Here is a 22,817-nt window from a genome sequence, read left to right on the forward strand (position 1 = left end):
GTACCAATCGATCAGGATCGCCTGGCGCCCAGCATCACCCGGTCGAGCGCCGTCATGGCCTCCTCGAGCGTCGCCGGCACGTCGACGACCTGCGCGTCGACCCCTGCGTCGTCGAGCACGTGCCGCACGGCGGCGGCCGGCACGTCGGCGACCCGCACGTGCCGCCCCGCGAGCGTCACCGGCAGACCAGCCGCGTCGAGGGCGACGAACGTCTCCTGCCACCGCTCGGTGCGCACCTCGACGGCCGTCGTGTCCCCGATGATGTCGCGCTCGCTGCCGGTGGCGACGCAGCGGCCGTGCGACATGAGCACGAGCCGGTCGCACTGCTGCGCCTCGTGCATGTAGTGCGTCGTGACCAGCACCCCCACACCGCGCTCCGCCTGGTCGTGCACGGCGTCCCACAGCCGGGCGCGGGCCAGCGGGTCGACGCCGGACGTCGGCTCGTCGAGCACCAGGAGCTCCGGGGCGTGCGACAAGGCCGTGACGAACGCGAGCTGGCGCTGCCGGCCCAGCCCCACCGTGCCGACGAGCTCACCCCGGACAGGGAGGAGCGTGGCGGGCAGGCTGGTGGTCGGCGAGCCGAACGCGTGGTCGACGAACGCGACGTTCTCGTCGACGGTCAGGTCGTCGTAGAGCCCGAGGCCCTGCGGCACGTAGCCGAGCCGCTGCCGCGTCCGGCGAGAAGGTCGCTCGCCGAACAGGCGCAGCACGCCGGACGTCGGCGGGACGAGGCCGAGCAGCATCCGGATGACGGTCGTCTTGCCGGCACCGTTCGCGCCGAGGAGGCCGACGATCTCGCCAGGCCCGACCTCGAGGGTCACGTCGTCGACCGCGACGACGTCCGCGAACCGGCGGGTCACGCGCTCGACGGAGACCAGGGCGTCAGGCACGGGCCGCCTCCTTCGCGAGCGACGCCGAGATCACGGCGTCCTCCAGGTCGAGGACGAGCCGCGTGCCGAGGTTGCTCGTCGGGTCCGGCGACCACTCGCGGTACTCGCGACCGCGACGCCACGCGCGTTCGCGCACGGTGGGCCGCTCGGTCCGGAACACGGCCCCGGGAGCCTGCGCGACGACGTCCGCCGGAGGGCCGGAGAGCAGCACCCGACCGGCGTCCAGCACGAGCACCGACGAGGCGCGCTCGGCCTCGTCCAGGTAGGTCGTCGCCATCGCGACGGCCGCACCCTGGGCCGCGGCCTGAGAGATCATCCGCCACAGGTCCACCCGGCTCACCGGGTCCACGCCCGTGCTCGGCTCGTCGAGCACCAGCAGCCGGGGCTGGTGCAGCATCGCCAAGCAGAACGCGAGCTTCTGGCGCATCCCGCCGGACAGGTGCCCTGCGAGCCGCCCGCCCACCCGTTCCAGTCCGGCCGTCGTCAGGAGCGCGTCACGACGGCGTCGCAGCTCGGCGCCCCGCACCCCGTAGGCCGCTGCGACGAACGAGACGTTCTCGTCGACCGTGAGCTCACGCCACACCCCCGACGTGGTCGGCATGAACCCGGTCTCGGCCAACGGCGGGGAGGTGACGGCGCCGGTCTCGGGCCGCAGCGCGCCGGCGAACGCGCGCAGCAGGGTCGTCTTGCCCGCGCCGTCGCCCCCGACGAGCGCGACGACGGCGCCCGACGGGGCCGCGAGCGACACGTCGTCCAGGGCCGTCGTCCGGCCGTACCGCACCGTCACGCCCTGCAGCCCCCAGGTCGGTCCGGTCATGCGTTCACCGCCTCCACGGGCGTCTCGCGGCCGGTGGTGGGCGCGAGGTCGCGGCGGAACCGCAGCACGGCGGCGGTGAACACGACGAGTGCCATGCCGGTGAGCACCGTGAACGGGAGCCACAGGGCGGCGAGGTCGGAGCCGCGCAGCATCACACCCTGGGAGATCTTCACGAAGTACGTGAGCGGCAGGCAGTAGCCGATCCAGCGGATCGCCGGGGCCATGGCCTGCAGCGGGAAGATGAAGCCGGACAGCAGGATCTGCGGCATGAGGACGAGGATCGCCGTCTGGATGGCCTGCCCCTGGGTCTGCGACACCGTCGAGATGAGCACGCCGATGCCGAGGACGACGAACAGGAAGACGGCGCCGCCGAGCGCGAAGAGCCACGGGCTGCCGTTGAACGGGATGCCGAAGATCCACACGCCGAGGACCGTCACCAGGAGCATGTCGATCGCCGCCAGGATGAAGTACGGCGCGATCTTGCCGACGATCACGTCGGACGGCCGGAACGGCATGACGGCGAGCTGCTCGAGGGTGCCGGCCTGCCGCTCCCGGACCAGCCCGATGCTCGTGATGATCGTGCCGATGAACGTGAGGATGAGCCCGACCAGCGCCGGGACCATGACCCAGGAGGTCTCGAGGTCGGGGTTGTAGAGGATCTCGACGCTCACCTGGTCACCGGCCCGGCCGAGGGCCGCGTCGGCGGTCTGCGCGACGAAGAGGCTCGACCCGTCGACGAACGCGGTGGGCGGGGTCGTCGAGGTGTCGACCACGACGTCGGCGACGTCGTCCTGCACGAGGTCGCGGGCGTCCTGCGTGGTGGCAGCGGTGTCGGTGCCGGTGACGTCGAACGGTTCCGGCAGTGCTGCGGCCACCGCCGCCGCCTGCGGCCCGACCACCTGGGTGGCGATGGTGTCGATCGTGAAGTTCGCCGCGTACCCGAAGATGACCAGCAGCACGACCGGCAGCACCACCAGCATCGCCAGCGTGCGGCGGTCGCGCCGCAGCTCGCGGAACTCCTTGAGGATCATGGCCCGCATGTCGACTCCCTCGTCGTACGATCGGGAGAAATATCCACGTGTGTGGAAATCTACGAGGGTGGGGTGTCATGGTCAAGAGCGAGCCCGCCCGCCGGGGGCGCCGCCGCGGGCCGAGCACCACCCGCGACGCGATCCTCGCGGCCGCCAGGCGCCAGTTCGCGGACCTGGGCTACGACCGCGCGACCGTGCGCGGCATCGCCGCGGAGGCCGGCTGCGACCCGAAGCTGGTCGGCCACTGGTTCGGATCGAAGCAGGAGCTCTTCCTGCAGGTCGTGGAGCTGCCCATCCGACCGGCGGTCGCTCTGGCCGACCTGCGCAGCACCGGTGACCCCGCCACGCTGCCCGACCGGCTCGCCGCGTTCGTCGTGGCCCAGATGGAGACGGACGCGGTCCGGTCCCGCATGGTGCCGCTGATCCGGGCGGCCGCCACCGAGCCCGCCGCCGCGCCGCTGCTCCGCGACCTCCTGGTGCGCGAGGTGCTCGCACCCGTGGCCGCACAGCTCGGCGGTGACACGCCCGAGCTGCGCGCGTCCCTGCTCGCCAGCCAGCTGCTCGGCCTCATGATGGCGCGGTACGTCATCGCGGTGGAGCCGCTCGCGTCCGCGTCACCCGAGACGGTCGCCGCCGCGATCGCGCCCGTGCTGCGGCACTACCTCGACGACCGCCTCGGCTGACGCCGGCGCCTGCGGGCGGGCCCTCCGGCCGCGCGACGCCGGCTCGTGCGTGCGCCTGGGCCGTGGCAGCGTGGCCGCATGGGGACCACGCGGCGCCGGCTCGTGCTCCACGGCATGGTCCAGGGTGTGGGTTTTCGCTGGTCCATGGCCCGCGAGGCGGACCGGCGTGGCGCCCACGGCTGGGTGCGGAACCGCGACGACGGGTCCGTGGAGGCTGTCCTCGAGGGCGAGCAGGACGTCGTCGACGCGCTCGTCCTCTGGGCGCGACGGGGTCCCGCCGGCGCGGCGGTCACCGACGTGGAGGAGCACGACGAGCCGCCGGAGCACCTGCGCGCGTTCGAGATCCGGCCGTAGCGGCTTGACTTCGAGCGCACTCCAACCGGCACGCTGCCAGCACCATCGAGAAAGGATCTTCCATGCGAGTCGGCATCCACCTCATGCGCTTCGACTCCGTCGAACCGGGGGAGCTGCGTCAGGAGCTCGCGGACACGGCCTCCGCTGCCGAGGCCGCCGGCGTCTCGTGGATCTCGGTGATGGACCACTGGTTCCAGATGGAGCGCGCCGGCTTCCCCGCCGAGGACCCGATGCTCGAGGCGTACACGACCCTCGGCTATCTCGCGGGGGTCACCTCGCAGGCCCAGCTCGGCGTGCTCGTCACCGGCGTCACCTACCGGTACCCGGCGCTGCTCGCCAAGACCGTCGCGACGCTCGACGTGCTCTCCGGCGGACGGGCCACCCTCGGCATCGGCGCCGCCTGGTACGACCGCGAGCACCATGCCCTCGGCGTCCCCTTCCCGCCGCTCGCCGAACGGTTCGAACGCCTCGAGGAGGCGCTGCAGATCGCCGGTCAGATGTGGGACCCGCAGAACGACGGACCGTACGAGGGCACGCACTACCAGCTCGCCGAGACGCTGTGCCGCCCTCTCCCGCTGAGGCGGCCCGAGATCCTGGTCGGCGGCGGTGGAGAGCGCAAGACGCTGCGACTCGTCGCCCGGTACGCCGACGCCTGCAACCTGTTCGCCACCTCGCCCGACGAGGTCGCGCACAAGCTCGACGTGCTCCGGGCGCACTGCGACGACGTCGGCCGTGACTACTCGACGATCCGGGTGACGATGCTCCACGGCAGCGAAGCGCTCATCGCAGGGGACGTCGGCGCGTTCGTCGACCAGCTCGCGCCGTACGCCGCGCTGGGCGTCGAGACGGTGATCCTGCGGCCACCGGCGACCAGCCTGTCCGCGTGGGTCCGCGACGCGGTGACGCCGGAGGCGGTGGAGCGGCTCCGCGACCTGTGACCGCGGGCCGCCGATGTGGGAGAGGTCCCATCAAGGGTTCGACGAGACATCCCGATGTCTCGGGGGCCGGACATGCACAGGACGTGTCCGCTCCCGTCCCCTGAAGGAGCCACCGAGCCATGAGCCAGCAGACGACGATCCCGCACGACAAGCCGGACCAGCTGCAGAAGATCCTCGCCGGACTGATCGAGGGTGAGCAGGTCTTCGCCGTCTACGACTGCACCGGCGCCGGCACGGGCTTCGTCGCCGTGACCAACCTGCGCGTCATCCTCCAGGACAACTCGTTCGTCGGAGGGAAGTCAGCGGTCACGTCGCTGCCGATCAAGTCCGTCTCGTCGGTGTCGTTCCTCTCCGACAAGTCGATGTTCGGCCGCTTCTTCGCCTCGGCCTCGATCGCGATCACGGCCGGTGCGACGGTCCGCGAGGCCACGTTCCGCGGCGACGAGAAGGCCAAGCACATCCACGACACGATTCTCTGGCTCCTGACGCGCGCCTGACGCGCGTCCGACCGGGGGCGTGCACAGGCCTGCGTCAGGCCGACGGAGGACCCTCAGCCGGTCGCGTCGAGCGAGCGCAGCACCTCGATCACGACGGACGCGGACCGGTCCGCCGCGTCGTCGACGTGCGTGAGGAAGTCCACGCCGGCGACCGGGCCGCACAGGTCCGAGATGCCGCGGACCGACAGGAACGGCACGCCGTACAGGTGGCTCGTGTGGGCGAGGGCCGCCGACTCCATGTCCGTGGCGAGCGCTCCCGGGAACGACTCGCGGATCCGGTCCACGCGGGTCGCGTCGATGAACGCGTCGCCGGACAGCACCGTGCCCGAGTGCACCGTCAGGTCGACGGCGGCCGTCGCGGCGGCGTCGTGCAGCGCCTTCTCGGCGGCGTACACCTCGGGCATCCCCGGCACCTGGCCGAGCGAGTAGCCGAACGCCCGGGCATCGGCACCCGAGTACAGGTACTCCGAGCCGACGACCACGTCGCCGACCCGGACGTCGACCCCGACGCCGCCCGCGGAGCCGGCGCTGACGAGGGCCCGCGGGTGGGTCGCGTTGATCGCGACCGCAGCGGCCGTCGCGGAGTTCACCAGGCCGATGCCACAGGTCACGAGGAGCACCTGTCGCCCGGCGAGGGTGGCCATCCGGTGCTCGGCGTGACCCACGCGGGTCGCGGGTCCGACGAAGTCCGCGCGCTCGACGAACGGCGCGGCCTCGTCGGCCATCGCCGTGACGATGACGGCGTCGACGGCGATCACGCGGTCACCTGGCTCCACTCGTCGCGTGCGGCGAGGAACGTGCGAGCCGCCTCCTGGGCGCCGGCCAGCGTATGGTTCGCGCCCCAGCCGCACTGCACCTCGTTGGCGGCGGGGACCTCGGTGGCGGTGGTGATGTCCTGCAGCGTGCTCTGCACGAGGTCGAGGACGTCGTCGTGGGCCCACTCGCCCTGCAGGATCAGGTAGAAGCCCGTCTGGCAGCCCATCGGGGAGAAGTCGACGACCCGGTCCGAGTGGTTGCGCGAGTGCTCGGCGAACAGGTGCTCCAACGAGTGCACGGTCGGCATCTCGAGGTGGGCCACGTTCGGCTGCGTGAAGCGCACGTCGAACTTCTGGATGACGTCGCCCGCGGGCAGCACCTTGGTGTCGGCGAGGCGGACGTACGGGGCCACGACGGTGCGGTGGTCGAGGTTGAAGGACTCGACGTTCATGCGGGGCTGGTTCACGGCTCAGATCCTTCGGCTCGGGAATGGCCCATTGTCCCTCGCCCGCCCGGTGCGGCGGACGGGCGTCCGCTCAGCGGGCGAGGCGCTCGACGACCGCGCCGTACAGGGCGGGCAGGGCGGACGCGAGGGGCACGATCCCGCCGCGCAGGGGCGAACCCGCGGCCGACACCAGGCCGGAGGTGAGCATTCGGTAGTCCCGGGTGGCGGCGCTCCAGGCGCGCTCGTAGGCCGCGTTGGACCGGGCGACGTCCGAGCCGAGCGTCGCGACGGCCGCGTGCGCCTGCGCGAGCCCTACGCGCAGGCCCTCACCGGTCAGCGCGTCGACGTATCCCGAGGCGTCGCCGACGAGACGCACCCGTCCCGCGGTGCGGGCCGTCGTGCGCTGCCGCAGGGGGCCGGCACCCCGCGTCGGGCCGACGACCGGTGCGCCGGCGAGCCGGTCGCGCAGTGCGGGGAGGGCCGCCAGCGTGCCGTCGACATCGGTGCGCGGCGGGCCGAGCAGGGCGATCCCGACCAGGTCGTCGGACACCGGCGTGACGTAGGCCTCGGCGGTGCGGCCCCAGTGCACCTCGACGAAGTCCGACCACGGCGGCACCCGGACATGCCGGCGGACACCGAACCTGCGCCGTCGCGGCGTCTGGCCGGACGGCGCGTCCAGCCCGACGTGACGGCGGACCACGGAGTGCAGGCCGTCGCACGCGAGCAGCCACCGGCCGCGCACGCCCGCCGCCGTCACACCGGTGGCGTCCTGCTGGACGACCCCCGCCCGCCCGGCGACGGCCCGCGCGCCGAGCTCCTCGGCCCGCCGGGCGAGCGCCGCGTGCAGGGTCGTCCGCCGCACACCCCGGCCCGGACCACCGCCGAACAGGTGGTCGGCGACCCGCTCACCCGACACGTACCGGATGCCGGTGAGCACGTGCCCGCCCGGATCCACGCCGAGCCGGGCCAGAGCGGCCAACGCGCCAGGCATCAGGCCCTCGCCGCACGCCTTGTCGATCGGAGTCGCACGTGGTTCGACGACGACCACCGACATCCCGGCGAGCCGCGCCTCGATGGCGGCGGCCAGCCCCACGGGACCGCCGCCGACGACGAGCACGTCGACGTCGGACGTCATCGGTGCGTCGTACGGACCGCGGGGTCGGCCGCGCGGAGCGCGCGCTCCTCGGCGGGGATGCGGAAGCCGAGCAGCAGCACGGCGTTGAGCACGGTGAAGGCCAGGGCCGTGACCCACGCGGTGTGGACGAGCGGGAGCGCGGCGCCCTCGACCGCGACGGCCAGGTAGTTGGGGTGGCGCAGCCAGCGGTACGGCCCACGGTGCACGAGGTCCGCCCCGGGCACCACGATGACGCGGGTGTTCCACTGCGGGCCCAGCGTCCTGATGCACCACCATCGCAGCCCCTGCGCGGCGAGCACGGCGACGAACGCCGTCCACCCGAGCACGGGCAGGAACGGCCGGTCGGCGGCGTGCACCTCGATGAAGCACGCGGCGAGCAGCGCGGTGTGCAGGGCCACCATCGGCGGGTAGTGCCGCTTCCCGCTCTCCACCCCGCCCCGTGCGAACGCCCACCGGGCGTTCCGGGACGCGACGACGAGCTCGGCGAGGCGCTCCAGGGCGACCGCGAGCAGCAACGCGTCGTACCAGGTCACACGGCCTCCTCGGGCCAGCGGAGCAGGACGGCCTCGGCGCTCACGCCCGGCCCGAACGCGAACAGGACCCCGGCGGACCCGGGCACGTGGTCACCCTCACGCATCCTCGCCGCCAGGACGTGCAGCACCGAGGCGGACGACAGGTTCCCGACCCGGGCCAGGGAGTCCCAGCTCGCCGCGAACGCCCAGTCGGGCAGGTCCAGCGACCGCGCGGCGGCCTCCAGGATCCGCGGGCCGCCGGCATGCGCGACCCAGGTGTCGACGTCGTTGACCTTGAGGCCGTGGGCGGCGAGCAGGTCCGTGACGTCGGGCCCGAGGTGCCGCTCGACCACGTCCGCGAGGCTGGCGGCGAGCACGATGCGGAACCCGGTGCCACCGATGTCCCAGCCGAGCATCCCGGCCGTGTCCGGGTACAGCGCGCTGCGGCTGTCGACCACGTCCACGCCGCCCACGTGCGGTGCTCGGGCCGCGCCCACCATGACCGCGGCGGCCGCACCGTCGCCGAACAGCCCGGTCGAGACGACGTTGGCCATCGAGTCGTCGCCGTGCTGCAGCGTGAGCGAGCACAGCTCGACGGAGACGAGCAGCGCGACGTCGTCCGGGTGGCCCTGGAGGTAGTCCCGCACCCGCGCGATCCCCGCGGCCCCGCCCACGCACCCGAGCCCGAACACCGGGATGCGGCGCACGTCGCTCCGCAGCCCGAGATGGTCGACCAGGAGCGCGTCCAGCGACGGGGCCCCGATGCCGGTGATCGAGGTGAACAGCACGAAGTCGACGTCGGCCGGCGTGAGGGCGGCGTCGTCCAGGGCCTGCCGGCACGCCGCGCCCGCGAGCGCGAGCCCTTCGCGCAGGAACGCGTCGTTGGCGTCGGTGAACGAGGTCAGGGACGCGTACGCGTCGAGGGGCAGCGCCGTGTGCCGCGTCGCGATCCCGGTGCCGGCGTGCACCCGCTCGACCACCGCCCGGCGCCGCGGGTCAGCGGTGAGCAGCGGGGCGATGGCGGCGGTGATGTCGGACTGGGGGTACGAGTACGGGGGCAGGACGGGGGCGATCGAGGCGATCCGCGCCATGGGGGCATCGTGTCACGCGATGTCCGGTCCGTCGCCCGGGCCGACGCCCACGACCGGCCGCCCGGTCTGTCGGCCCGGCCCCGGCACCTGCGACGATGGCGCGGAACCGGGGAGGTGGGCCATGACGCAGGTGGACGTGCGACCGCGGCGCGCGCTCCTGCACCTCGCCCTGGCGAGCCATCCGGGCCCGACGGTCGCGGTCACCCTGTTCGCGGCGGCGATGGCGCTCGGCGCGGGCGCGCCGGCCCGGACGGCGGTGCTCGTCACCCTCGCGGTGCTCGCCGGCCAGCTCTCGGTCGGCTGGTCCAACGACTGGGTCGACGCCGCCCGCGACGCCGCGGTCGGCCGCACGGACAAGCCCGTGAGCGCGGGGCGGGTGTCGGTCCGCGCCGTGCGGTCGGCCGCCTGGTCCGCCGCGGCGGCGTGCGTGGTCGTGTCGGCGTCGCTCGGGTGGCGGGCCGGTCTGCTGAACGTCGCGACCGTCGCGTCCGCCTGGTCGTACAACGTGCGGCTCAAGAGCACCGCGTGGTCCTGGGCGCCGTTCGCCTTCTCGTTCGGGCTTCTCCCGATGGTCGTGGCGCTCGCACTGCCCGGGTGGCCGCCGGCGGCCTGGTGGGCGGTGGCGGGAGGAGCCCTGCTCGGTGTCGGCGCGCACGCGATGAACGTGCTGCCGGACCTGGAGGACGACGAGGGCACCGGGGTGCGCGGCGCGGCGCACCGGATCGGCCGGACGGCCACGAGCGTTGCTGCCGCGGGACTCCTGCTGGCCGCGACCGTGGTGGTGGTCGTCGCCCCGGCGGGCCGTCCGTCCGCGGCTGCCGTCGCGGCGCTGGCCGGTGCGGCCACGCTGACGGTGACCGGCACGCTCGTGGCTCTGCGGGCGTCGCGGAGCCGGCTGCCGTTCGCGGCGGCCATCGCTGTCGCCGCCCTCGACGTGGTGCTCCTCGTCGCCTCCGACTGGGTGGTCCGGTAGGTCAGGACGACACGTCGGCCGTCGTGAACCGGGCCCACGCCAGCGCGGAGAACACGGCGACCCAGGCGGCCTGCACGGCCAGCCCGCCGGCGACGACCTGCCAGTCGGGCTCGATGCGCAGGAACTCCGCGAAGTCGAGCCAGTGGTGCGTGAGCAGCCCCGGATGGATCGCGGACAGGGCGGGGAGCGTGTCGAGCACGCCCGAGACGATGGCGGTGACGACGGTCGCCGCCATCGCCCCGACCGGCACCTCGGTGAGCGTCGAGTAGAACAACCCCACCGCCACCAACCCGGTCATCGACAGGGCCACGTACGCGACGACCGCGGCGATGCGGGTGGCGCCGACGCCGAGCGGCACCGTGTCGCCGGACAGCAGCACCACGTCGTGCAGCCCGAAGAAGGTGGCCCCGGTCACGAGGCCGACCACCGCGATCGCCAGCACGGCCGACCCGGCGAACGCGAGCGCGGCGAGCGCCTTGACCACCAGCAGCCGGGTGCGGGTCACCGGCACGACGAGCAGGTACCGCAGCGTCCCCGCCGAGGCCTCGCCTGCGACGGCGTCCCCCGACGCGATCCCGATCGTCAGCGGCAGCAGGAAGGGCAGGCACACGAAGATCGATGCGACGACCAGGAAGATGCCGTTCTCGGTGACCTTCCCGACGAAGCCAGGGCCCTGCTCGCCCAGTGCGGAGTCGCGCGTGAGGAACAGCACGAGCCCCAGCAGGAGCGGCACCGCCGCCAGCCCGGCGAGCAGCACGACGTTGCGCCGGCGCCCCAGCACGAGCCGCAGCTCGCTGCGCAGCAGGCGCCCGAACGAGCCGCGGACGGCCACCGGTGCCTGGACCACGGTCTCAGCGTGCGACATCGAAACCCTCCCCGGTGAGCTCCACGAAGATCTCCTCGAGGCCGGGCCGTCGCACCTCGAACCCGACGACCGGGACGTCGGCGCGTACGAGCGCGGCCGACACCTCCTGCGCCGCCAGCCCGTCGACGGGCGCGTCGAGCCGCACTCCGTCGACCACGGGCTCGTCGAGCCCCAGTCCGCGCAGCACCCGGGCGGCCGCACCGACGTTCCCTGCGGTCGTGGTGACCGAGAGCCGGGCCTGGCCGCGGCTCGCGAGCGCCTCCCGGTCACCCTGGAGCACCAGGTGCCCGCGGCTCATGATCCCGACGTGGCTGCAGACCTGCTCGATCTCGGCGAGCAGGTGCGACGAGACCAGCACGGTGGTGCCGCCGTCCGCGAGCTCCCGCACCAGGTGGCGCACCTCGCGGGTGCCCTGCGGGTCGAGGCCGTTCGTCGGCTCGTCGAGGACCAGCAGCTCGCGCGGCTGCAGCAGGGCCGCGGCCAGGCCGAGCCGCTGCTTCATGCCGAGGGAGTACTGCCGGAACCGCTTGTCCGCCGCAGCGCCGAGCCCCACCCGTTCGAGAGCCTCGTCCCGCCGCCGTGGGGACGTGCGGGGGTCCGCGGTCGCGTCGACCGCGGAGAGGCGGTCCAGGTTCGCGCGACCGCTGAGGTACGGGTGGAAGGCGGGCCCCTCGACGAGGGCGCCGACCCGTGGCAGCACCGCGGCGCCCGCGTCCGGCATCGGCTGGTCGAGCAACCAGGCCTGCCCGCTCGTCGGGCGCACCAGCCCCAGCAGCATGCGGATGGTGGTCGTCTTGCCGGAGCCGTTCGGGCCGAGGAAGCCGTAGACCGCCCCGCGCGGCACCCGCAGCGCGAGCCCGTCGACGGCGACCTGGCCGGACCGGAACCGCTTGGTCAGTCCTTCCGTGCGCACGGCCAGAGGCCCGGTGTGGTCACCGGACCCCTGGTCGACCCGCGCCGGGTCGAGCACCCCTGCGCTCACGCCATCGCCTGCAGGGTGGCGGCGGGCACCGCGCCGACCAGCACCCGGCCGTCGTCGGTGATGAGCACACTGAGCAGCGCGGAGCTGATCAGGTGGCCCTCCGGGACCACCGTGGTGAGCGAGTCGTAGAGGGCGGCCGGGTCGAGTCCGTCGAACTTGCTCGCCGGACCTTCGCCGTCCTGCGGGCCGAACTCGTCCAGGAGGCCCTGAGCGCTCTCCGAACCGATGGTCGGGCCCGCGTCGGGCAGGCCGGCGAGCGCCGACGGGTCGCCGGCGACGAGACCGGGGACGTCCAGGTCGGACGCCTCGACGACGGTCGCCCAGCCGGTGCCGGACACCGTGACCCCGGGCGGCAGCGCGGCGCTCGCCTCGGTGTGCGCCGCGCGGTCCGCCGCGATCTGCTCGTCGGTCGGCAGCGCGACCTCCTTGTCGGTCACCGTCGCGCCGGCCGGCGCCGAGAAGGCGAGCACCGAGTCCGACGGTGTGCCGAACGTGACGTCGGTGAACCCGAGCTCGAGCGCGGGTGTCTTCGCGTCCTGGACGCTCCACACCTGCACCCGCAAGGGTGTGTCGGTCTTGGCGTCGATCGCGACGACCACGCGGGACACGAGCGTCCCGGGCGTCGTGGGGGTGACCACGAGCTGGTAGGCGCTGCGGCCGGCGACGGTGCTCTCGGCGTCGAGCGAGACGGTCGAGAACTGCTCCACCTGGTCGAGCACCTGCTGGGCGGCCTCGGCGGGGGTCGGCAGCTCGGGGGCGCCGGGCACCTGACCGGCGGCGGCCGCGCCCTCGAGCGCCGTGTACCGGTCCTGGTCGGCGCCGCTCAGCGTGTAGTGGACGACCTCGTCGGCCGTGCTGTCGTAGGTCCAGGCCTCGGGTCCGTCGTGCACCACGGAGAACTCGGACATGTCGCCGAGCAGCGACACCCGGCTGCGCTCGCCGCCGTCCGTCCACACGCGCAGCGTGGAGCTGCCGTCCAGGAGGTTGACGGGGTCAGCCGTCTCGGGGCCGAACGGGAGCGACGGCAGCCCGAGGCGCGCGGTGTGCACGACGGTGCCGGACAGCGCCTGCGGCTCGGCCGACGCGACGGCGGCGACGAGCTCCTCGGCGGTGACGGGCGGCAGGCCGTCGCTGTCGGCCGACGCCATGAGGGCCGGTCCGGCGAACGCGGCACCGACGCCGACGGCGACGACCGCGGGCACCGCCCACCGGGCGCGGGTGGACGGGGTGCGCCGCGGCGGCGGGCTCAGGGGAGTGGTCTCGGTCATGGCTCCATGCTGCTGCACGGCCCCTGAGGGCATCCTGAGAACGCCTCCCGGCCGGCGCCGCCCCCGGGTGGGATGCTGCTCACGTGCGAGTTCTCGTGGTGGACGACGAGCGCGGCCTGGTCCGTGCGCTGCATCGTGGGCTGAGCGCCGAGGGGTTCGCCGTGGACGTCGCGTTCGACGGGGAGACGGGGCTGCGCCTCGCGACCGACAACGAGTACGACGCGGTCGTCCTGGACATCATGCTGCCGCGGCGCAACGGCTACGACGTGGTGACCGAGCTCCGCGAGCGGGGCGTGCGGACGCCCGTGCTCGTGCTGAGCGCCAAGGACGGTGAGTACGACGTCGCGGACGGTCTGGACGTGGGCGCCGACGACTACCTCACCAAGCCGTTCTCGTTCGTGGTCCTCGTCGCCCGGCTCCGCGCCCTGCTGAGGCGCCCCGCACAGGTCCGGCCGGTGGTGCTCGAGGTCGGCGACGTGCTGCTCGACCCGTCCGCCCGCACGGTGACGCAGGCGGGCCGCGAGGTCGCGCTGACCGTCCGCGAGCTCGCCCTGCTGGAGTACCTCATGCGCCATGCCGACCGGGTGGTGGGAAAGGTCGAGCTCCGCGACCACGTCTGGGAGGGCACGGGCGAGGACGTGAACGTGGTGGAGGTGTACGTCGGCTACCTGCGGCGCAAGCTCGGGCGCGCGACCGTCGCCACCGTGCGGGGCGCCGGCTACCGCGTCGCCGGATGACCACGGGCGTGCGGGCGCGACCGTGAGCGAGCCGTGACCGAACCTGTGCAGGAACCCGCGACCCGGGACCGACCGGGGCGCGGGCGGCGGTGGGGATGGCGCGGCAGGTCCCTGCGGCTGCGCCTGACCGTCCTGACCTCGGGGCTGCTCTGTGTCGCGCTCGTCGCGGGTGCGGTGGCGTTGACGACGGTCGTCTCGACGAGCCGGGTCACGGCGCTGCGGGAGGTGGTGACAGCACGGTCGACGACGGTCGCCGACCTCGCAGCGGCCGACCGGCTGCCGTCGACGCTGCCGGTGGAGGAGCCCGGGGAGATCGCCCAGCTGCTCGACGCGCGCGGCCACGTGCTCGCGACCTCACCGAACGCCAGCGCGACCCTCCCGCTCCTGGACCGCGGTGGGCTCGACCGGCTCCGGCCGGCCGATGACCGCATCACCGTCACCACCACGACGACGGGGTACGACACCGACGCGCTCGTCGCGCTCCGGGGCACCACCTTCCGTGGCGAACCTGCGACGGTCGTCGCGAGCGTGCCGCTGGGGGAGGTGCGCGGGCTGGTCCGGGCCCTGCGCCTGTCGCTGGTGGGTGTGGTGCCGGTCCTGACCCTGCTGCTCGCCTGGACGATCTGGGTGGTGCTCGGCCGCGCGCTGCGACCTGTGGACCGGATGCGCCGGGCCGCTGCGGAGGTCGCCCGCAGCGGGGGGCCCGGCTCGCTGCCGGTGCCGCACGCGGACGACGAGATCGCCGCCCTGGCCCGCACCCTCAACGAGATGCTCGACCGGCTCGAGACCTCCGCCGCCCGGCAGCGCACGTTCGTCGCCGACGCCGCCCACGAGCTGCGCTCCCCGCTCGCCGCGTTGCGCGCCTCCGTCGACGTCGCGCGTGCGCACCCCGAGTCCTACGCCACCGGCGAGCTCGCCGGTGACCTCGACCGGGAGCTCCTGCGGATGCAGGCGCTCGTCGACGACCTGCTGCTGCTCGCCCGGGTCGGGTCGGCACCGACGTCCCGCACCGACGTCGACCTCGGCGCGCTGGCCCGCGAGGTCGCCGTGCTGTCGCGCGCCGGTGCCCCGGTGACGGTGGTCGGCTCCGGTGCGGGCCGCGGGCAGGGTGCCGCCCTCGGACGGGTGGTCCGCAACCTCGTCGACAACGCGGCTCGGCATGCGGCGACCCGCGTGCTCGTCACGGTCGCCGACGGTGCGGTGGTGGTGGAGGACGACGGTCAGGGGATCGCCGAAGGAGACCGCGAGCGCGTGTTCGAGCGGTTCGTGCGCCTCGACGACGCCCGGGAGCGTGAGGCGGGCGGCAGCGGCCTCGGCCTGTCGATCGCCCGGGAGATCGCCCGGGAGCAGGCGGGCGACGTGCTGCTCGGCGCGTCCGCGCTCGGCGGCCTGCGGGCCGAGCTGGTCGTTCCCGGCCCCGACCGGCCGTGACCGGCCCCTGACCGGCCCTGACCGGCCCTGGCCGCGGCGCTGACCGGCCCTGACCGGCCCTGACCGGCCCTGGCCGCGGCGCCGACCGGCCCTGACCGGCCGCCGTCGTCACGTCCAGTGAGCGGGACGCGCCACCCGCCCGGGCAGGCGCGTCGTCCGGTCACCCCGCGCCGCCGCCGCCTGCGGCTGGGTGAGGTAGACCGCGCCGGTCAGGTCCGCACCCCGCAGGTCGGCCCCGCGCAGGTCCGTGCCGAGCAGGTCGGCGTCCCGCAGGTCGGCGCGCCGCAGGTCGGCGCCGAGCAGGAGCGCGCCGCGCAGGTCGGCGCCGTGCAGGTCTGCCCCGGCCAGCCCCGCCCCGACGAGGTCCGCGCGCCGCCGGTCCCGGCCGCCGGCCGCCCCGCGGACCAGCCGGCTCGCGGCGGTCAGCAGCTCGTCCACGCGGAGGCGGTGGGGGGCGACGTCGACGCGCACGAGCTCGTCCGCGGGGAGGTCGCTGAGCGCTCGAACCTCGTCGACGGCCTGGCGCAGGCCGTCGTGCAGCGGTGCCGTCGCGTCCCGTTCGAGGACGTCCGTGAGGTACCAGAGCAGCTCGTGGAGCTGCCGGGCGACGGCGAACGCCAGGAACATCGGCCCGGCGACGTCGGGACCGTCCCGCCAGGACCGGCCCGCGAACGTGCCCTGCGTGACGTGCTGGCCGGCGCCGAAGCAGTCGAACACGGTGCACCCGGGGAAGCCGCGCTCCCGCAGCTGCGCGTGGATGCCGCAACCGTGGTCCTGTTGCAGGTGCCGGCACGGGACGGCCGCCGGCTTGTCCACGGCGAAGTCGGCGGACGCCGCGAACGGCAGCGCGACGCAGCACAGGCCGACGCACCGGGCGCAGTCCGCCCGCAGGTCGCGCAGGGTCAGCGGTACGGGCACCGCGACGGCTACTCGCCTTCGATCGCGGGGAGGATCGTGGTCGGGATCATGAACGCGAGCGTGATGCTGGCGATCGCGCCCAGGAACACCCAGGACACGTCCTCGCCGCCGCTGAACGACAGAGCGAACAGGACGAACCCGAGGAGGAGGAGCACGAACGCGAAGAAGGCGCCGACCACCCGTCCCGCGGACTCGCTGCTCTGCTCGTCTCGAGGCTCGATCACGGGGTAGGTCATGGCAGGGCTCCTTCGTCGTCGACGGACCGGCCGGGGTCCTGACGTCGAGTGTGATCCGTGGACGGCGCCGAGCGCCACCGCGTCCACGGAGTGTCCACTGCGCACCAGGACCGGTGCCCGTCAGGCCAGCGGCCGGGCGCGGGGTGCCCGAGGCCCGAACCGCGGCGCGCGGGACGCCTGCGTGATCTCCAGCAGCCGGACCACGCGCTGCCGGTGACCGTGCCACGGCTCCAGGAGCTCGAGCATCCCGGCGTCGTCGGTCCGTCGCCCGGTGAGCGCCCACCCGACCAGGTGGGCGAGGTGGAAGTCACCGACGGACACCGCGTCGGCATCCCCGAGCGCGCGCGACGCGACCTCGGCGACGGTCCAGGGTCCGACGCCCCGCACGGTCAGCATCCGGCGCCGCGCCTCGTCGAGCGGCAGGTCCGCGCCCGCCTGCAGGCCGCGCGCGACCGCGGCCGCCCGGCGCACGGTCCCGGACCGGGCCTCGTCGACCCCGGCGCGTCGCCACTCCCACACGGGCAGGTCCCGCCAGGTGTGCGCGGACGGTGCGACCCGGAGGCCGGACGGCGCGGGACCGGGCGCAGGTGTGCCGTGGCGCTCGACGAGCCACCGCCACGACGCCCGTGCGTCGAGGCCGACGACGCGCTGCTCCAGGATCGCGGGGACGAGCGCCTCCATCACGTTCCCCGACCGCGGCACCCGCAGCCCGGGGAGCCGGTGGTGGGCCTCGCGGACGACGGGGTGCAGGTCGGCGCGGAACCCGGTGTCGTCGTCCGCAGCGCCGAGCAGGTCCGGCACCGAGGCGAGGGCCCGTTCGGCACCGGGCCCCCAGGCCGTCACGTGCACGCCGTCCCTGCGCACGTGCAGGCACATCGTCGTCGGGCCGGCCGGGGTGGTCGTCGCGCGCCACAGGGTGCCGTCCGGCGTCGTCGCCCAGGTCGGGTCGCCGGCGCCACGTCGCAAGGGTGCGAGCGTCAGCCGGACGTCCACGGGAGCGACCGGCCGGTAGACGGTGCTGACCGCGCGCTCGTCGCCCCCGGCCTCGGGCGGGACGGCGGCCTGGACCGGCGCGGACGCGGGCGCGTCGTCCGGGTGGGCAGCGACGGCGGTCACGTCACCACTATGCGCCGCGCCGGGATGCCGCGGGACCGCCGGGCGGGCACACTGCCGCGGGTGACCATCCGGATCGGCATCTCGGGCTGGCGGTACGCGCCGTGGCGCGGTGTGTTCTACCCGAAGGGCCTGGTGCAGCGCGAGGAGCTCGCGTTCGCGTCCCACCGCATGACGTCCATCGAGATCAACGGCTCGTTCTACTCGCTCCAGCGCCCGGAGAGCTACCAGGCGTGGGCCGCGCAGACTCCTGATGACTTCGTGTTCTCCGTGAAGGGCCCGCGGTTCGTCACGCACATGAAGAAGCTCGCCGACGCCCGCACCCCGGTGGCGAACTTCCTCGCGAACGGGATGCTCGCGCTGGGTCCCAAGCTCGGACCCGTGCTGTGGCAGCTGCCGCCGACGCTGGGCTACGACGCCGAGCGGCTCGCCCGGTTCTTCGACCTCCTGCCGCGCACCACGGTCGCCGCAGCGGCGCTCGCCGCCGAGCACGACGAGCGGGTGGAGAACAGGGCCTGGACCAGCACCGACGCCGACCGTCCGCTCCGGCACGTCCTCGAGGTGCGGCACGCGACGTTCGAGCGGCCCGAGCTCGTGGAGCTCCTGCGGGCGCACGACATCGGGCTCGTCGTCGCCGACACCGCCGGACGGTGGCCGTTCCTCGAGGACGTCACGTCCGACGTCGTCTATGTGCGGCTGCACGGCGACTCGGAGCTCTACGTGAGCGGGTACGACGACCCGGCGCTGGACCGGTGGGCGGCGAAGGTGCGCGCATGGGCCGACGGGGGCGAGCCCGCCGACGCACGACGGATCGCCGGCCCGGCGCCGGCGTCCGGCGGCCGCGACGTGTTCGTCTACTTCGACAACGACGTCAAGGTCCGGGCGCCCGTCGACGCCATGGGGCTCGAGTCCCGGCTCGGGATCCTGCCCGCCGAAGCCGCCCTGCCGGTGGCCTGACGGTCCGTCAGTGCCCGCGCAGCCGCTCGATCAGCCGCCGGTCGCGCTTGGTCGGCCGACCGGCGCCGCGGTCGCGCTGCGCGTTCACGGCCACCTGCTCGCGCGGCAGGACGGCGGGGGAGCGGTCGAGGTAGCAGGCGACCGCCACGTCTGCGCCGACGCGCTTCACGATGGTCCGCTGCACCACGACGATCCGCTCCCGCGCACCGCCGCGCACGTGCACCTCGTCGCCCGGCACCACCTGCGTGGCGGGCTTGGCGCGGTCGCCGTTGACGCGCACGTGACCCGCCCGGCACGCCGCGCCCGCGGCCGACCGTGTCGGGAACAGCCGCACCGCCCACGCCCACGCGTCGACCCGGGCACGCACCACCTCTGCCATGCACCGACGATCTCACGCCGTCGAAACGCGTCACGATCAGGCAGGCTCTGGCGTGCCCCGCACCCGGGCTTCGGGTTCCAGTGCACCGGTGTGGGGCTCGTGGTGGGCACGCGCTGCACGCCGCGCTGACCCGGTCCACCGCACGACGGCACCGCCCCTGGGTCCGCCCCGGGCGGTGCCGTCCGTCGCGCTGCGGTCGGTGGCGCCGCGGTCCGCCGCACGAGCGGTCCAGCGTGCCGGGACCGCTCGTGCGGACGTCATTCCGAGAGTCAGCGCCGGAGCTCGAGGTACTTGGCGATCAGCGCCTTGGTCGAGGGGTCCTGCGCGTCGAGCGCTGCGGCGTCACCCTCGACGGCGGGGGCGATCTCGGTGGCGAGCTTCTTGCCGAGCTCCACACCCCACTGGTCGAACGAGTCGATGCCCCACACCACGCCCTCGACGAAGGTGATGTGCTCGTACAGCGCGATGAGCTGACCGAGCACCGACGGGGTCAGGGACGGCGCGAGGATCGACGTGGTCGGCCGGTTCCCGGAGAACACGCGGGCCGGCACGATCGCCTCGTCGGTCCCCTCGGCCCGCACCTCGTCGGCGGTCTTGCCGAAGGCGAGTGCCTTCGTCTGCGCGAAGTAGTTGGCGAGGAACATCGCGTGCACGTCCGTGTCGCCGTCGCGCAGCGGGCGCGCGGGGTTGGCGACGGCGATGAAGTCCGCCGGGATGAGCCGGGTGCCCTGGTGGATGAGCTGGTAGAACGCGTGCTGGCCGTTGGTGCCGGGCTCGCCCCAGAACACCTCGCCGGTCTGCGTGGTGACGGGCGTGCCGTCCCAGCGGACCGACTTGCCGTTCGACTCCATGGTCAGCTGCTGCAGGTACGCCGGGAAGCGGTGCAGGTACTGCGCGTACGGCAGCACGGCATGGGTGTGCGCGCCGAGGAAGTTGACGTACCAGACGTTGAGCAGGCCCATCAGGACGGGCACGTTGCGCTCGAACGGCGTGGTCGCGACGTGCTCGTCGACCGCGCGGAACCCGGCGAGGAAGTCGCGGAACCCGTCCGGCCCGATGGCGATGGCGAGCGACGTGCCGATCGCGGAGTCCACCGAGTAGCGGCCGCCGACCCAGTCCCAGAAGCCGAACGCGTTGGCCGGGTCGATGCCGAACGCGGCGACCTTGTCGAGGGCCGTCGACACGGCGACGAAGTGCTTCGCGACGGCGTCTGTACGCGCGGCGTCGTCGTCGGCCAGGTGACCGGCGGCGGCGAGCTGCTCCCACAGCCAGGTCCGGGCGAGGCGCGCGTTCGTCAGCGTCTCCAGGGTGCCGAACGTCTTGGACGCGACGATGAACAGTGTCGTCGTCGGGTCGAGTCCCTTGACCGTCTCGGCCAGGTCGGACGGGTCGATGTTGGAGACGAACCGCAGCTCCAGGCCCTCCTGGACGTGCGGCTTGAGCGCCTCGTACGCCATCACCGGGCCGAGGTCCGAGCCACCGATGCCGATGTTGACCACCGTGCGCACCCGCTCGCCCGTCACGCCCGTCCACTGCCCCGAGCGCACCTTCTCGGCGAACGCGTAGACCCGTCCGAGGACCTCGTGCACGTCGTGGTCCACGTCCTGGCCGTCGACGACGAGGCGCGGCTGCGCACCCTCCGGGCGGCGCAGGGCGGTGTGCAGGACGGCCCGGTCCTCCGTGACGTTGATGTGCTCGCCACGCAGCTGCGCCTGCAGGCGGTCGGCGAGCCCGACGTCCTTGCGCGAGCCGGACCAGCAGCGCGAGCGTCTCGTCGGTGACCAGGTTCTTCGAGAGGTCGACGTGCAGGTCGGCGAGCTGGAACGCGAGGCGCTCGGCGCGCTGCGGGTCCGAGGCGAACCAACCGCGCAGGTCAGGGGCGAGGGCGGACTCGTGGGTGCTGAGGTCCTGCCAGGCGCTCGTGGTGGTCGCGTCGATGGGGTGCGTGGACACGGGGTTCCCTCTCTGCCGGGGTGGGTCGGTGCCGGGCATCGCCGCGCGGCCGAGGTCCCAACCTATTGCGCCCGGGTCGGGGGTCGCACCGGACGACCGGCGGCGGCACCTCGCGGGCGCCGACCTCCCGGCCCGTCCCGGCGACGCTCTCCCTGGCGACGGCGGCGTGCCCGGCGGATTGGAGCCCTGACGGACGCGGACCTCACGGACGCGTTCCTCGAGGGGTCGGTGCGCACGGACGTGGTGCGAGCGCGCGGAGCGCACGGAGCGGACGCACCCGCGGACCAGGAGTCGGCGGAGGCGCTCTAGTGTGACGGGGTGCCTCGCATCCCCACCGCCCTGATCGCCGCCCTCACGCTCGTCGTCGGCTTCGCGGTGGCGCAGGTGACCGGCGTCCGTGCGCTCGGCGGGGCTGTGCTGCTGGCGGGCGTCGGGTGGTGCGCGGTGCGGGCGTGGCGGCCGGCCGGACCGGCCCGGACCCTCGCCGTCGTGGTGATCGGTGCCCTGTGCTTCGTCGCGTCACATCTCCTCGCGCCGGTCCTCGGCGCGTGGCCGTCGGTCCTCCTCGTCGCGGCCGTCCTCGGCATCGCGACGTGGGTGCTGGTCGACCGCCGGACGAGCGGGCTCCTCGCGCAGTCCTGACGCGGCTCGGGTGGCGCGTCAGCCGCTCAAGGCCTCGCGGACCAGCGGAGCGACGCGGGTGCCGAGGAGCTCGATCGCGTGCAGCGACTCGCGCTGCGGCACCCCGGACAGGTCCATCTGGAACGACTGCCGGTCGTGCCCCAGCACCGCGTGCAGGTCGACGATGCGCTCGGCGACCTCCTCCGGTCCGCCCACGAAGTAGGCGCCACCGCGGGCGGCCTGCGACTCGAACGCGATCCGGTTGGGCTGGGCGAACCCGCGCTCGGAGGCGATGCGGGCCATCGTGTCCCGCCAGTACGGGTAGAAGAGCTCGCGCGCGGACCGACCGTCGTCGGCGAGGAACCCCATGCCGGCGACGGAGACGAAAGGGCTGCCGGGTCGCTTGACCTCGGCCTGCTCGTGCGCCTGCCGATAGAGGTCCGCCAGCGGCGCGAACGACGCGGGGCGGCCGCCGATGATGGCGTAGCTGACCGGCAGACCGAGCGCGCCGGCGCGGACCGACGACCGGGGGTTGCCACCGGTGGCGACGGCGATCCGCAGGTGCGGCCCGAGCCCGGGCTTGTCGGCCGGGCGGGGAAGCACCAGGGCGTCCTCGAGCGGCGGCCGGAAGCGGCCCGACCAGGTGGTGCGCTCCGCCCGGTCGAGCTCGAGGAGCAGCGCGATCTTCTCGTCGTACAGGTCGTCGTAGTCGTCGAGCGACGCACCGAACAGCGCGTACGACTCGATGAACGACCCGCGCCCGGCGAGCAGCTCCACCCGCCCGCCCGAGTAGAGGTCCATCGTCGCGAACTGCTGGTAGACGCGGACGGGGTCCTCGGTCGAGAGCACCGTGACGGCCGAGCCGACCGTGATCCGGCTCGTCTGTGCGAGGCCGGCGGCGATGACGGTGGACGGCGAGGAGATGGCGTAGTCGGGCCGGTGGTGCTCTCCGATCCCGACGTGGTCCAGACCGACCTCCTCGGCGAGCCGGATCCGCTCGAGCACGTCCCGGAGGCGTTGGGCAGGGGAGGTGACCGCTCCGCTCACCGGATCGGGGTGGACGTCACCGAACGTGTAGAGGCCCAGCTCCATGCGCAGTGGAACGAACGGCACGCGGGTGCCGTTCCGGCGGCCGTGCAGGTGGGCCCGGACGCCGCACCCGATACGTCCCCTGGGTCCCGCCGGTCACCGGCCGGTCACGATGTGATCACGGTCACCCCCGGGCGTTGACTCGC

Annotated in this window: 25 protein-coding genes and 1 pseudogene; 9 read left to right on the plus strand and 17 right to left on the minus strand. The window is 74.2% G+C overall.

Annotated elements, in window-relative coordinates; translation table 11 throughout:
- Window positions 1-11: 11 nt before the first annotated feature.
- Genes ACVW07_RS18280 through ACVW07_RS18290 form a run of 3 tightly spaced genes read right to left on the minus strand, consistent with a single transcriptional unit; the run spans window position 12 to window position 2,747 of the window.
- Window positions 12-890: an ABC transporter ATP-binding protein gene (locus ACVW07_RS18280; protein ID WP_456820625.1), complete on the minus strand. Its 879-nt coding sequence runs from the start codon at window positions 888-890 to the stop codon at window positions 12-14.
- The gene (locus ACVW07_RS18285; protein ID WP_456820626.1) at window positions 883-1,707 is read right to left on the minus strand and encodes an ABC transporter ATP-binding protein; all 825 of its coding nucleotides are present in this window, start codon (window positions 1,705-1,707) and stop codon (window positions 883-885) included. Before ACVW07_RS18285 ends, ACVW07_RS18280 begins: the two co-directional genes overlap by 8 nt.
- A complete protein-coding gene (locus tag ACVW07_RS18290) occupies window positions 1,704-2,747 on the minus strand; it encodes an ABC transporter permease (RefSeq protein WP_456820627.1) in 1,044 nt (347 codons plus the stop codon). Before ACVW07_RS18290 ends, ACVW07_RS18285 begins: the two co-directional genes overlap by 4 nt.
- Window positions 2,748-2,815: 68 nt before the next feature.
- Here ACVW07_RS18290 and ACVW07_RS18295 point away from each other — a divergent pair, with 68 nt between their 5' ends.
- The 4 genes from ACVW07_RS18295 to ACVW07_RS18310 all read left to right on the plus strand — a co-directional run bounded on the left by ACVW07_RS18295 (window position 2,816) and on the right by ACVW07_RS18310 (window position 5,210).
- A complete protein-coding gene (locus ACVW07_RS18295; RefSeq protein ID WP_456820628.1) occupies window positions 2,816-3,421 on the plus strand; it encodes a TetR/AcrR family transcriptional regulator in 606 nt (201 codons plus the stop codon).
- A 78-nt stretch (window positions 3,422-3,499) separates the two neighbouring features.
- Window positions 3,500-3,775, plus strand: coding sequence for an acylphosphatase (locus tag ACVW07_RS18300; RefSeq protein WP_456820629.1), 276 nt, complete (start codon window positions 3,500-3,502; stop codon window positions 3,773-3,775).
- 62 nt (window positions 3,776-3,837) lie between these two features.
- A complete protein-coding gene (locus ACVW07_RS18305) occupies window positions 3,838-4,713 on the plus strand; it encodes an LLM class F420-dependent oxidoreductase (protein ID WP_456820630.1) in 876 nt (291 codons plus the stop codon).
- Between the two features lie 119 nt (window positions 4,714-4,832).
- The gene (locus ACVW07_RS18310) at window positions 4,833-5,210 is read left to right on the plus strand and encodes a hypothetical protein (protein ID WP_456820631.1); all 378 of its coding nucleotides are present in this window, start codon (window positions 4,833-4,835) and stop codon (window positions 5,208-5,210) included.
- Between the two features lie 53 nt (window positions 5,211-5,263).
- Here the strand turns inward: ACVW07_RS18310 and ACVW07_RS18315 are convergent, their stop codons facing one another.
- From ACVW07_RS18315 to ACVW07_RS18335, 5 genes are all read right to left on the minus strand, one after another.
- The gene (locus tag ACVW07_RS18315; RefSeq protein ID WP_456820632.1) at window positions 5,264-5,968 is read right to left on the minus strand and encodes a 5'-methylthioadenosine/adenosylhomocysteine nucleosidase; all 705 of its coding nucleotides are present in this window, start codon (window positions 5,966-5,968) and stop codon (window positions 5,264-5,266) included.
- Window positions 5,965-6,417 (minus strand): S-ribosylhomocysteine lyase, encoded by a 453-nt coding sequence (locus tag ACVW07_RS18320; RefSeq protein ID WP_456821120.1) that lies wholly within the window; start codon window positions 6,415-6,417, stop codon window positions 5,965-5,967. The genes ACVW07_RS18315 and ACVW07_RS18320 overlap by 4 nt, the downstream gene beginning before the upstream one ends.
- An 85-nt stretch (window positions 6,418-6,502) precedes the next feature.
- Window positions 6,503-7,546, minus strand: coding sequence for an NAD(P)/FAD-dependent oxidoreductase (locus ACVW07_RS18325; RefSeq protein WP_456820633.1), 1,044 nt, complete (start codon window positions 7,544-7,546; stop codon window positions 6,503-6,505).
- Window positions 7,543-8,079: an isoprenylcysteine carboxyl methyltransferase family protein gene (locus ACVW07_RS18330; protein WP_456820634.1), complete on the minus strand. Its 537-nt coding sequence runs from the start codon at window positions 8,077-8,079 to the stop codon at window positions 7,543-7,545. Before ACVW07_RS18330 ends, ACVW07_RS18325 begins: the two co-directional genes overlap by 4 nt.
- Window positions 8,076-9,149, minus strand: coding sequence for a type III polyketide synthase (locus ACVW07_RS18335; RefSeq protein ID WP_456820635.1), 1,074 nt, complete (start codon window positions 9,147-9,149; stop codon window positions 8,076-8,078). The genes ACVW07_RS18330 and ACVW07_RS18335 overlap by 4 nt, the downstream gene beginning before the upstream one ends.
- 121 nt (window positions 9,150-9,270) lie before the next feature.
- Here ACVW07_RS18335 and ACVW07_RS18340 point away from each other — a divergent pair, with 121 nt between their 5' ends.
- Window positions 9,271-10,122 (plus strand): UbiA family prenyltransferase, encoded by an 852-nt coding sequence (locus ACVW07_RS18340; RefSeq protein ID WP_456820636.1) that lies wholly within the window; start codon window positions 9,271-9,273, stop codon window positions 10,120-10,122.
- Window position 10,123: 1 nt separating this feature from the next.
- Here the strand turns inward: ACVW07_RS18340 and ACVW07_RS18345 are convergent, their stop codons facing one another.
- From ACVW07_RS18345 to ACVW07_RS18355, 3 genes are read right to left on the minus strand one after another with little or no spacing between them, the layout of a single operon-like run.
- Window positions 10,124-10,987, minus strand: coding sequence for an ABC transporter permease (locus ACVW07_RS18345; protein WP_456820637.1), 864 nt, complete (start codon window positions 10,985-10,987; stop codon window positions 10,124-10,126).
- Window positions 10,974-11,957, minus strand: a complete 984-nt coding sequence (locus ACVW07_RS18350) for an ATP-binding cassette domain-containing protein (RefSeq protein ID WP_456821121.1) — start codon at window positions 11,955-11,957, stop codon at window positions 10,974-10,976. Before ACVW07_RS18350 ends, ACVW07_RS18345 begins: the two co-directional genes overlap by 14 nt.
- Window positions 11,958-11,965: 8 nt before the next feature.
- Window positions 11,966-13,237, minus strand: a complete 1,272-nt coding sequence (locus ACVW07_RS18355) for a LolA family protein (protein WP_456820638.1) — start codon at window positions 13,235-13,237, stop codon at window positions 11,966-11,968.
- Window positions 13,238-13,320: 83 nt separating this feature from the next.
- Between ACVW07_RS18355 and ACVW07_RS18360 the strand changes: the two genes are divergently transcribed.
- Together ACVW07_RS18360 and ACVW07_RS18365 are read left to right on the plus strand one after the other, a co-directional pair.
- Entirely contained in the window at window positions 13,321-13,974 is a 654-nt protein-coding gene (locus ACVW07_RS18360) for a response regulator transcription factor (RefSeq protein WP_456820639.1), read from the plus strand.
- Window positions 13,975-14,007: 33 nt separating this feature from the next.
- Complete coding sequence (locus ACVW07_RS18365) at window positions 14,008-15,405, plus strand: ATP-binding protein (RefSeq protein WP_456820640.1); 1,398 nt, start codon at window positions 14,008-14,010, stop codon at window positions 15,403-15,405.
- A 108-nt stretch (window positions 15,406-15,513) separates the two neighbouring features.
- Here ACVW07_RS18365 and ACVW07_RS18370 read toward each other — a convergent pair whose 3' ends face one another.
- The 3 genes from ACVW07_RS18370 to ACVW07_RS18380 all read right to left on the minus strand — a co-directional run bounded on the left by ACVW07_RS18370 (window position 15,514) and on the right by ACVW07_RS18380 (window position 17,675).
- Window positions 15,514-16,323, minus strand: coding sequence for a pentapeptide repeat-containing protein (locus ACVW07_RS18370; RefSeq protein ID WP_456820641.1), 810 nt, complete (start codon window positions 16,321-16,323; stop codon window positions 15,514-15,516).
- A gap of 8 nt (window positions 16,324-16,331) precedes the next feature.
- Window positions 16,332-16,559, minus strand: a complete 228-nt coding sequence (locus tag ACVW07_RS18375; RefSeq protein WP_456820642.1) for a hypothetical protein — start codon at window positions 16,557-16,559, stop codon at window positions 16,332-16,334.
- 120 nt (window positions 16,560-16,679) lie between these two features.
- A complete protein-coding gene (locus ACVW07_RS18380; RefSeq protein WP_456820643.1) occupies window positions 16,680-17,675 on the minus strand; it encodes a DNA-3-methyladenine glycosylase family protein in 996 nt (331 codons plus the stop codon).
- A 60-nt stretch (window positions 17,676-17,735) separates the two neighbouring features.
- Here ACVW07_RS18380 and ACVW07_RS18385 point away from each other — a divergent pair, with 60 nt between their 5' ends.
- Window positions 17,736-18,629 (plus strand): DUF72 domain-containing protein, encoded by an 894-nt coding sequence (locus ACVW07_RS18385; protein ID WP_456820644.1) that lies wholly within the window; start codon window positions 17,736-17,738, stop codon window positions 18,627-18,629.
- A 7-nt stretch (window positions 18,630-18,636) separates the two neighbouring features.
- Here ACVW07_RS18385 and ACVW07_RS18390 read toward each other — a convergent pair whose 3' ends face one another.
- Entirely contained in the window at window positions 18,637-19,008 is a 372-nt protein-coding gene (locus ACVW07_RS18390; RefSeq protein ID WP_456820645.1) for an RNA-binding S4 domain-containing protein, read from the minus strand.
- Window positions 19,009-19,277: 269 nt separating this feature from the next.
- Window positions 19,278-21,000: pseudogene (gene pgi / locus ACVW07_RS18395) on the minus strand (glucose-6-phosphate isomerase).
- A 279-nt stretch (window positions 21,001-21,279) separates the two neighbouring features.
- Here pgi and ACVW07_RS18400 point away from each other — a divergent pair.
- Window positions 21,280-21,603 carry a hypothetical protein gene (locus ACVW07_RS18400; protein WP_456820646.1) on the plus strand — a complete coding sequence of 108 codons (324 nt, stop codon included), beginning with the start codon at window positions 21,280-21,282 and terminating at the stop codon, window positions 21,601-21,603.
- 18 nt (window positions 21,604-21,621) lie between these two features.
- Here ACVW07_RS18400 and ACVW07_RS18405 read toward each other — a convergent pair whose 3' ends face one another.
- Window positions 21,622-22,695, minus strand: coding sequence for an LLM class flavin-dependent oxidoreductase (locus tag ACVW07_RS18405; protein WP_456820647.1), 1,074 nt, complete (start codon window positions 22,693-22,695; stop codon window positions 21,622-21,624).
- Window positions 22,696-22,817: the final 122 nt, after the last annotated feature.

The organism is Cellulomonas sp. URHB0016, from assembly GCF_054057935.1.

Excerpts from the sequence above, each read along its gene's own strand:
- ACVW07_RS18390 (WP_456820645.1), bottom strand. The coding sequence starts at position 19,008 with ATGGCAGAGGTGGTGCGTGCCCGGGTCGACGCGTGGGCGTGGGCGGTG.
- ACVW07_RS18345 (WP_456820637.1), bottom strand. The coding sequence starts at position 10,987 with ATGTCGCACGCTGAGACCGTGGTCCAGGCACCGGTGGCCGTCCGCGGC.
- ACVW07_RS18300 (WP_456820629.1), top strand. The coding sequence starts at position 3,500 with ATGGGGACCACGCGGCGCCGGCTCGTGCTCCACGGCATGGTCCAGGGT.
- ACVW07_RS18295 (WP_456820628.1), top strand. The coding sequence starts at position 2,816 with ATGGTCAAGAGCGAGCCCGCCCGCCGGGGGCGCCGCCGCGGGCCGAGC.
- ACVW07_RS18305 (WP_456820630.1), top strand. The coding sequence starts at position 3,838 with ATGCGAGTCGGCATCCACCTCATGCGCTTCGACTCCGTCGAACCGGGG.
- ACVW07_RS18320 (WP_456821120.1), bottom strand. The coding sequence starts at position 6,417 with ATGAACGTCGAGTCCTTCAACCTCGACCACCGCACCGTCGTGGCCCCG.
- ACVW07_RS18310 (WP_456820631.1), top strand. The coding sequence starts at position 4,833 with ATGAGCCAGCAGACGACGATCCCGCACGACAAGCCGGACCAGCTGCAG.
- ACVW07_RS18340 (WP_456820636.1), top strand. The coding sequence starts at position 9,271 with ATGACGCAGGTGGACGTGCGACCGCGGCGCGCGCTCCTGCACCTCGCC.
- ACVW07_RS18290 (WP_456820627.1), bottom strand. The coding sequence starts at position 2,747 with ATGCGGGCCATGATCCTCAAGGAGTTCCGCGAGCTGCGGCGCGACCGC.
- ACVW07_RS18285 (WP_456820626.1), bottom strand. The coding sequence starts at position 1,707 with ATGACCGGACCGACCTGGGGGCTGCAGGGCGTGACGGTGCGGTACGGC.
- ACVW07_RS18335 (WP_456820635.1), bottom strand. The coding sequence starts at position 9,149 with ATGGCGCGGATCGCCTCGATCGCCCCCGTCCTGCCCCCGTACTCGTAC.
- ACVW07_RS18325 (WP_456820633.1), bottom strand. The coding sequence starts at position 7,546 with ATGACGTCCGACGTCGACGTGCTCGTCGTCGGCGGCGGTCCCGTGGGG.
- ACVW07_RS18375 (WP_456820642.1), bottom strand. The coding sequence starts at position 16,559 with ATGACCTACCCCGTGATCGAGCCTCGAGACGAGCAGAGCAGCGAGTCC.
- ACVW07_RS18355 (WP_456820638.1), bottom strand. The coding sequence starts at position 13,237 with ATGACCGAGACCACTCCCCTGAGCCCGCCGCCGCGGCGCACCCCGTCC.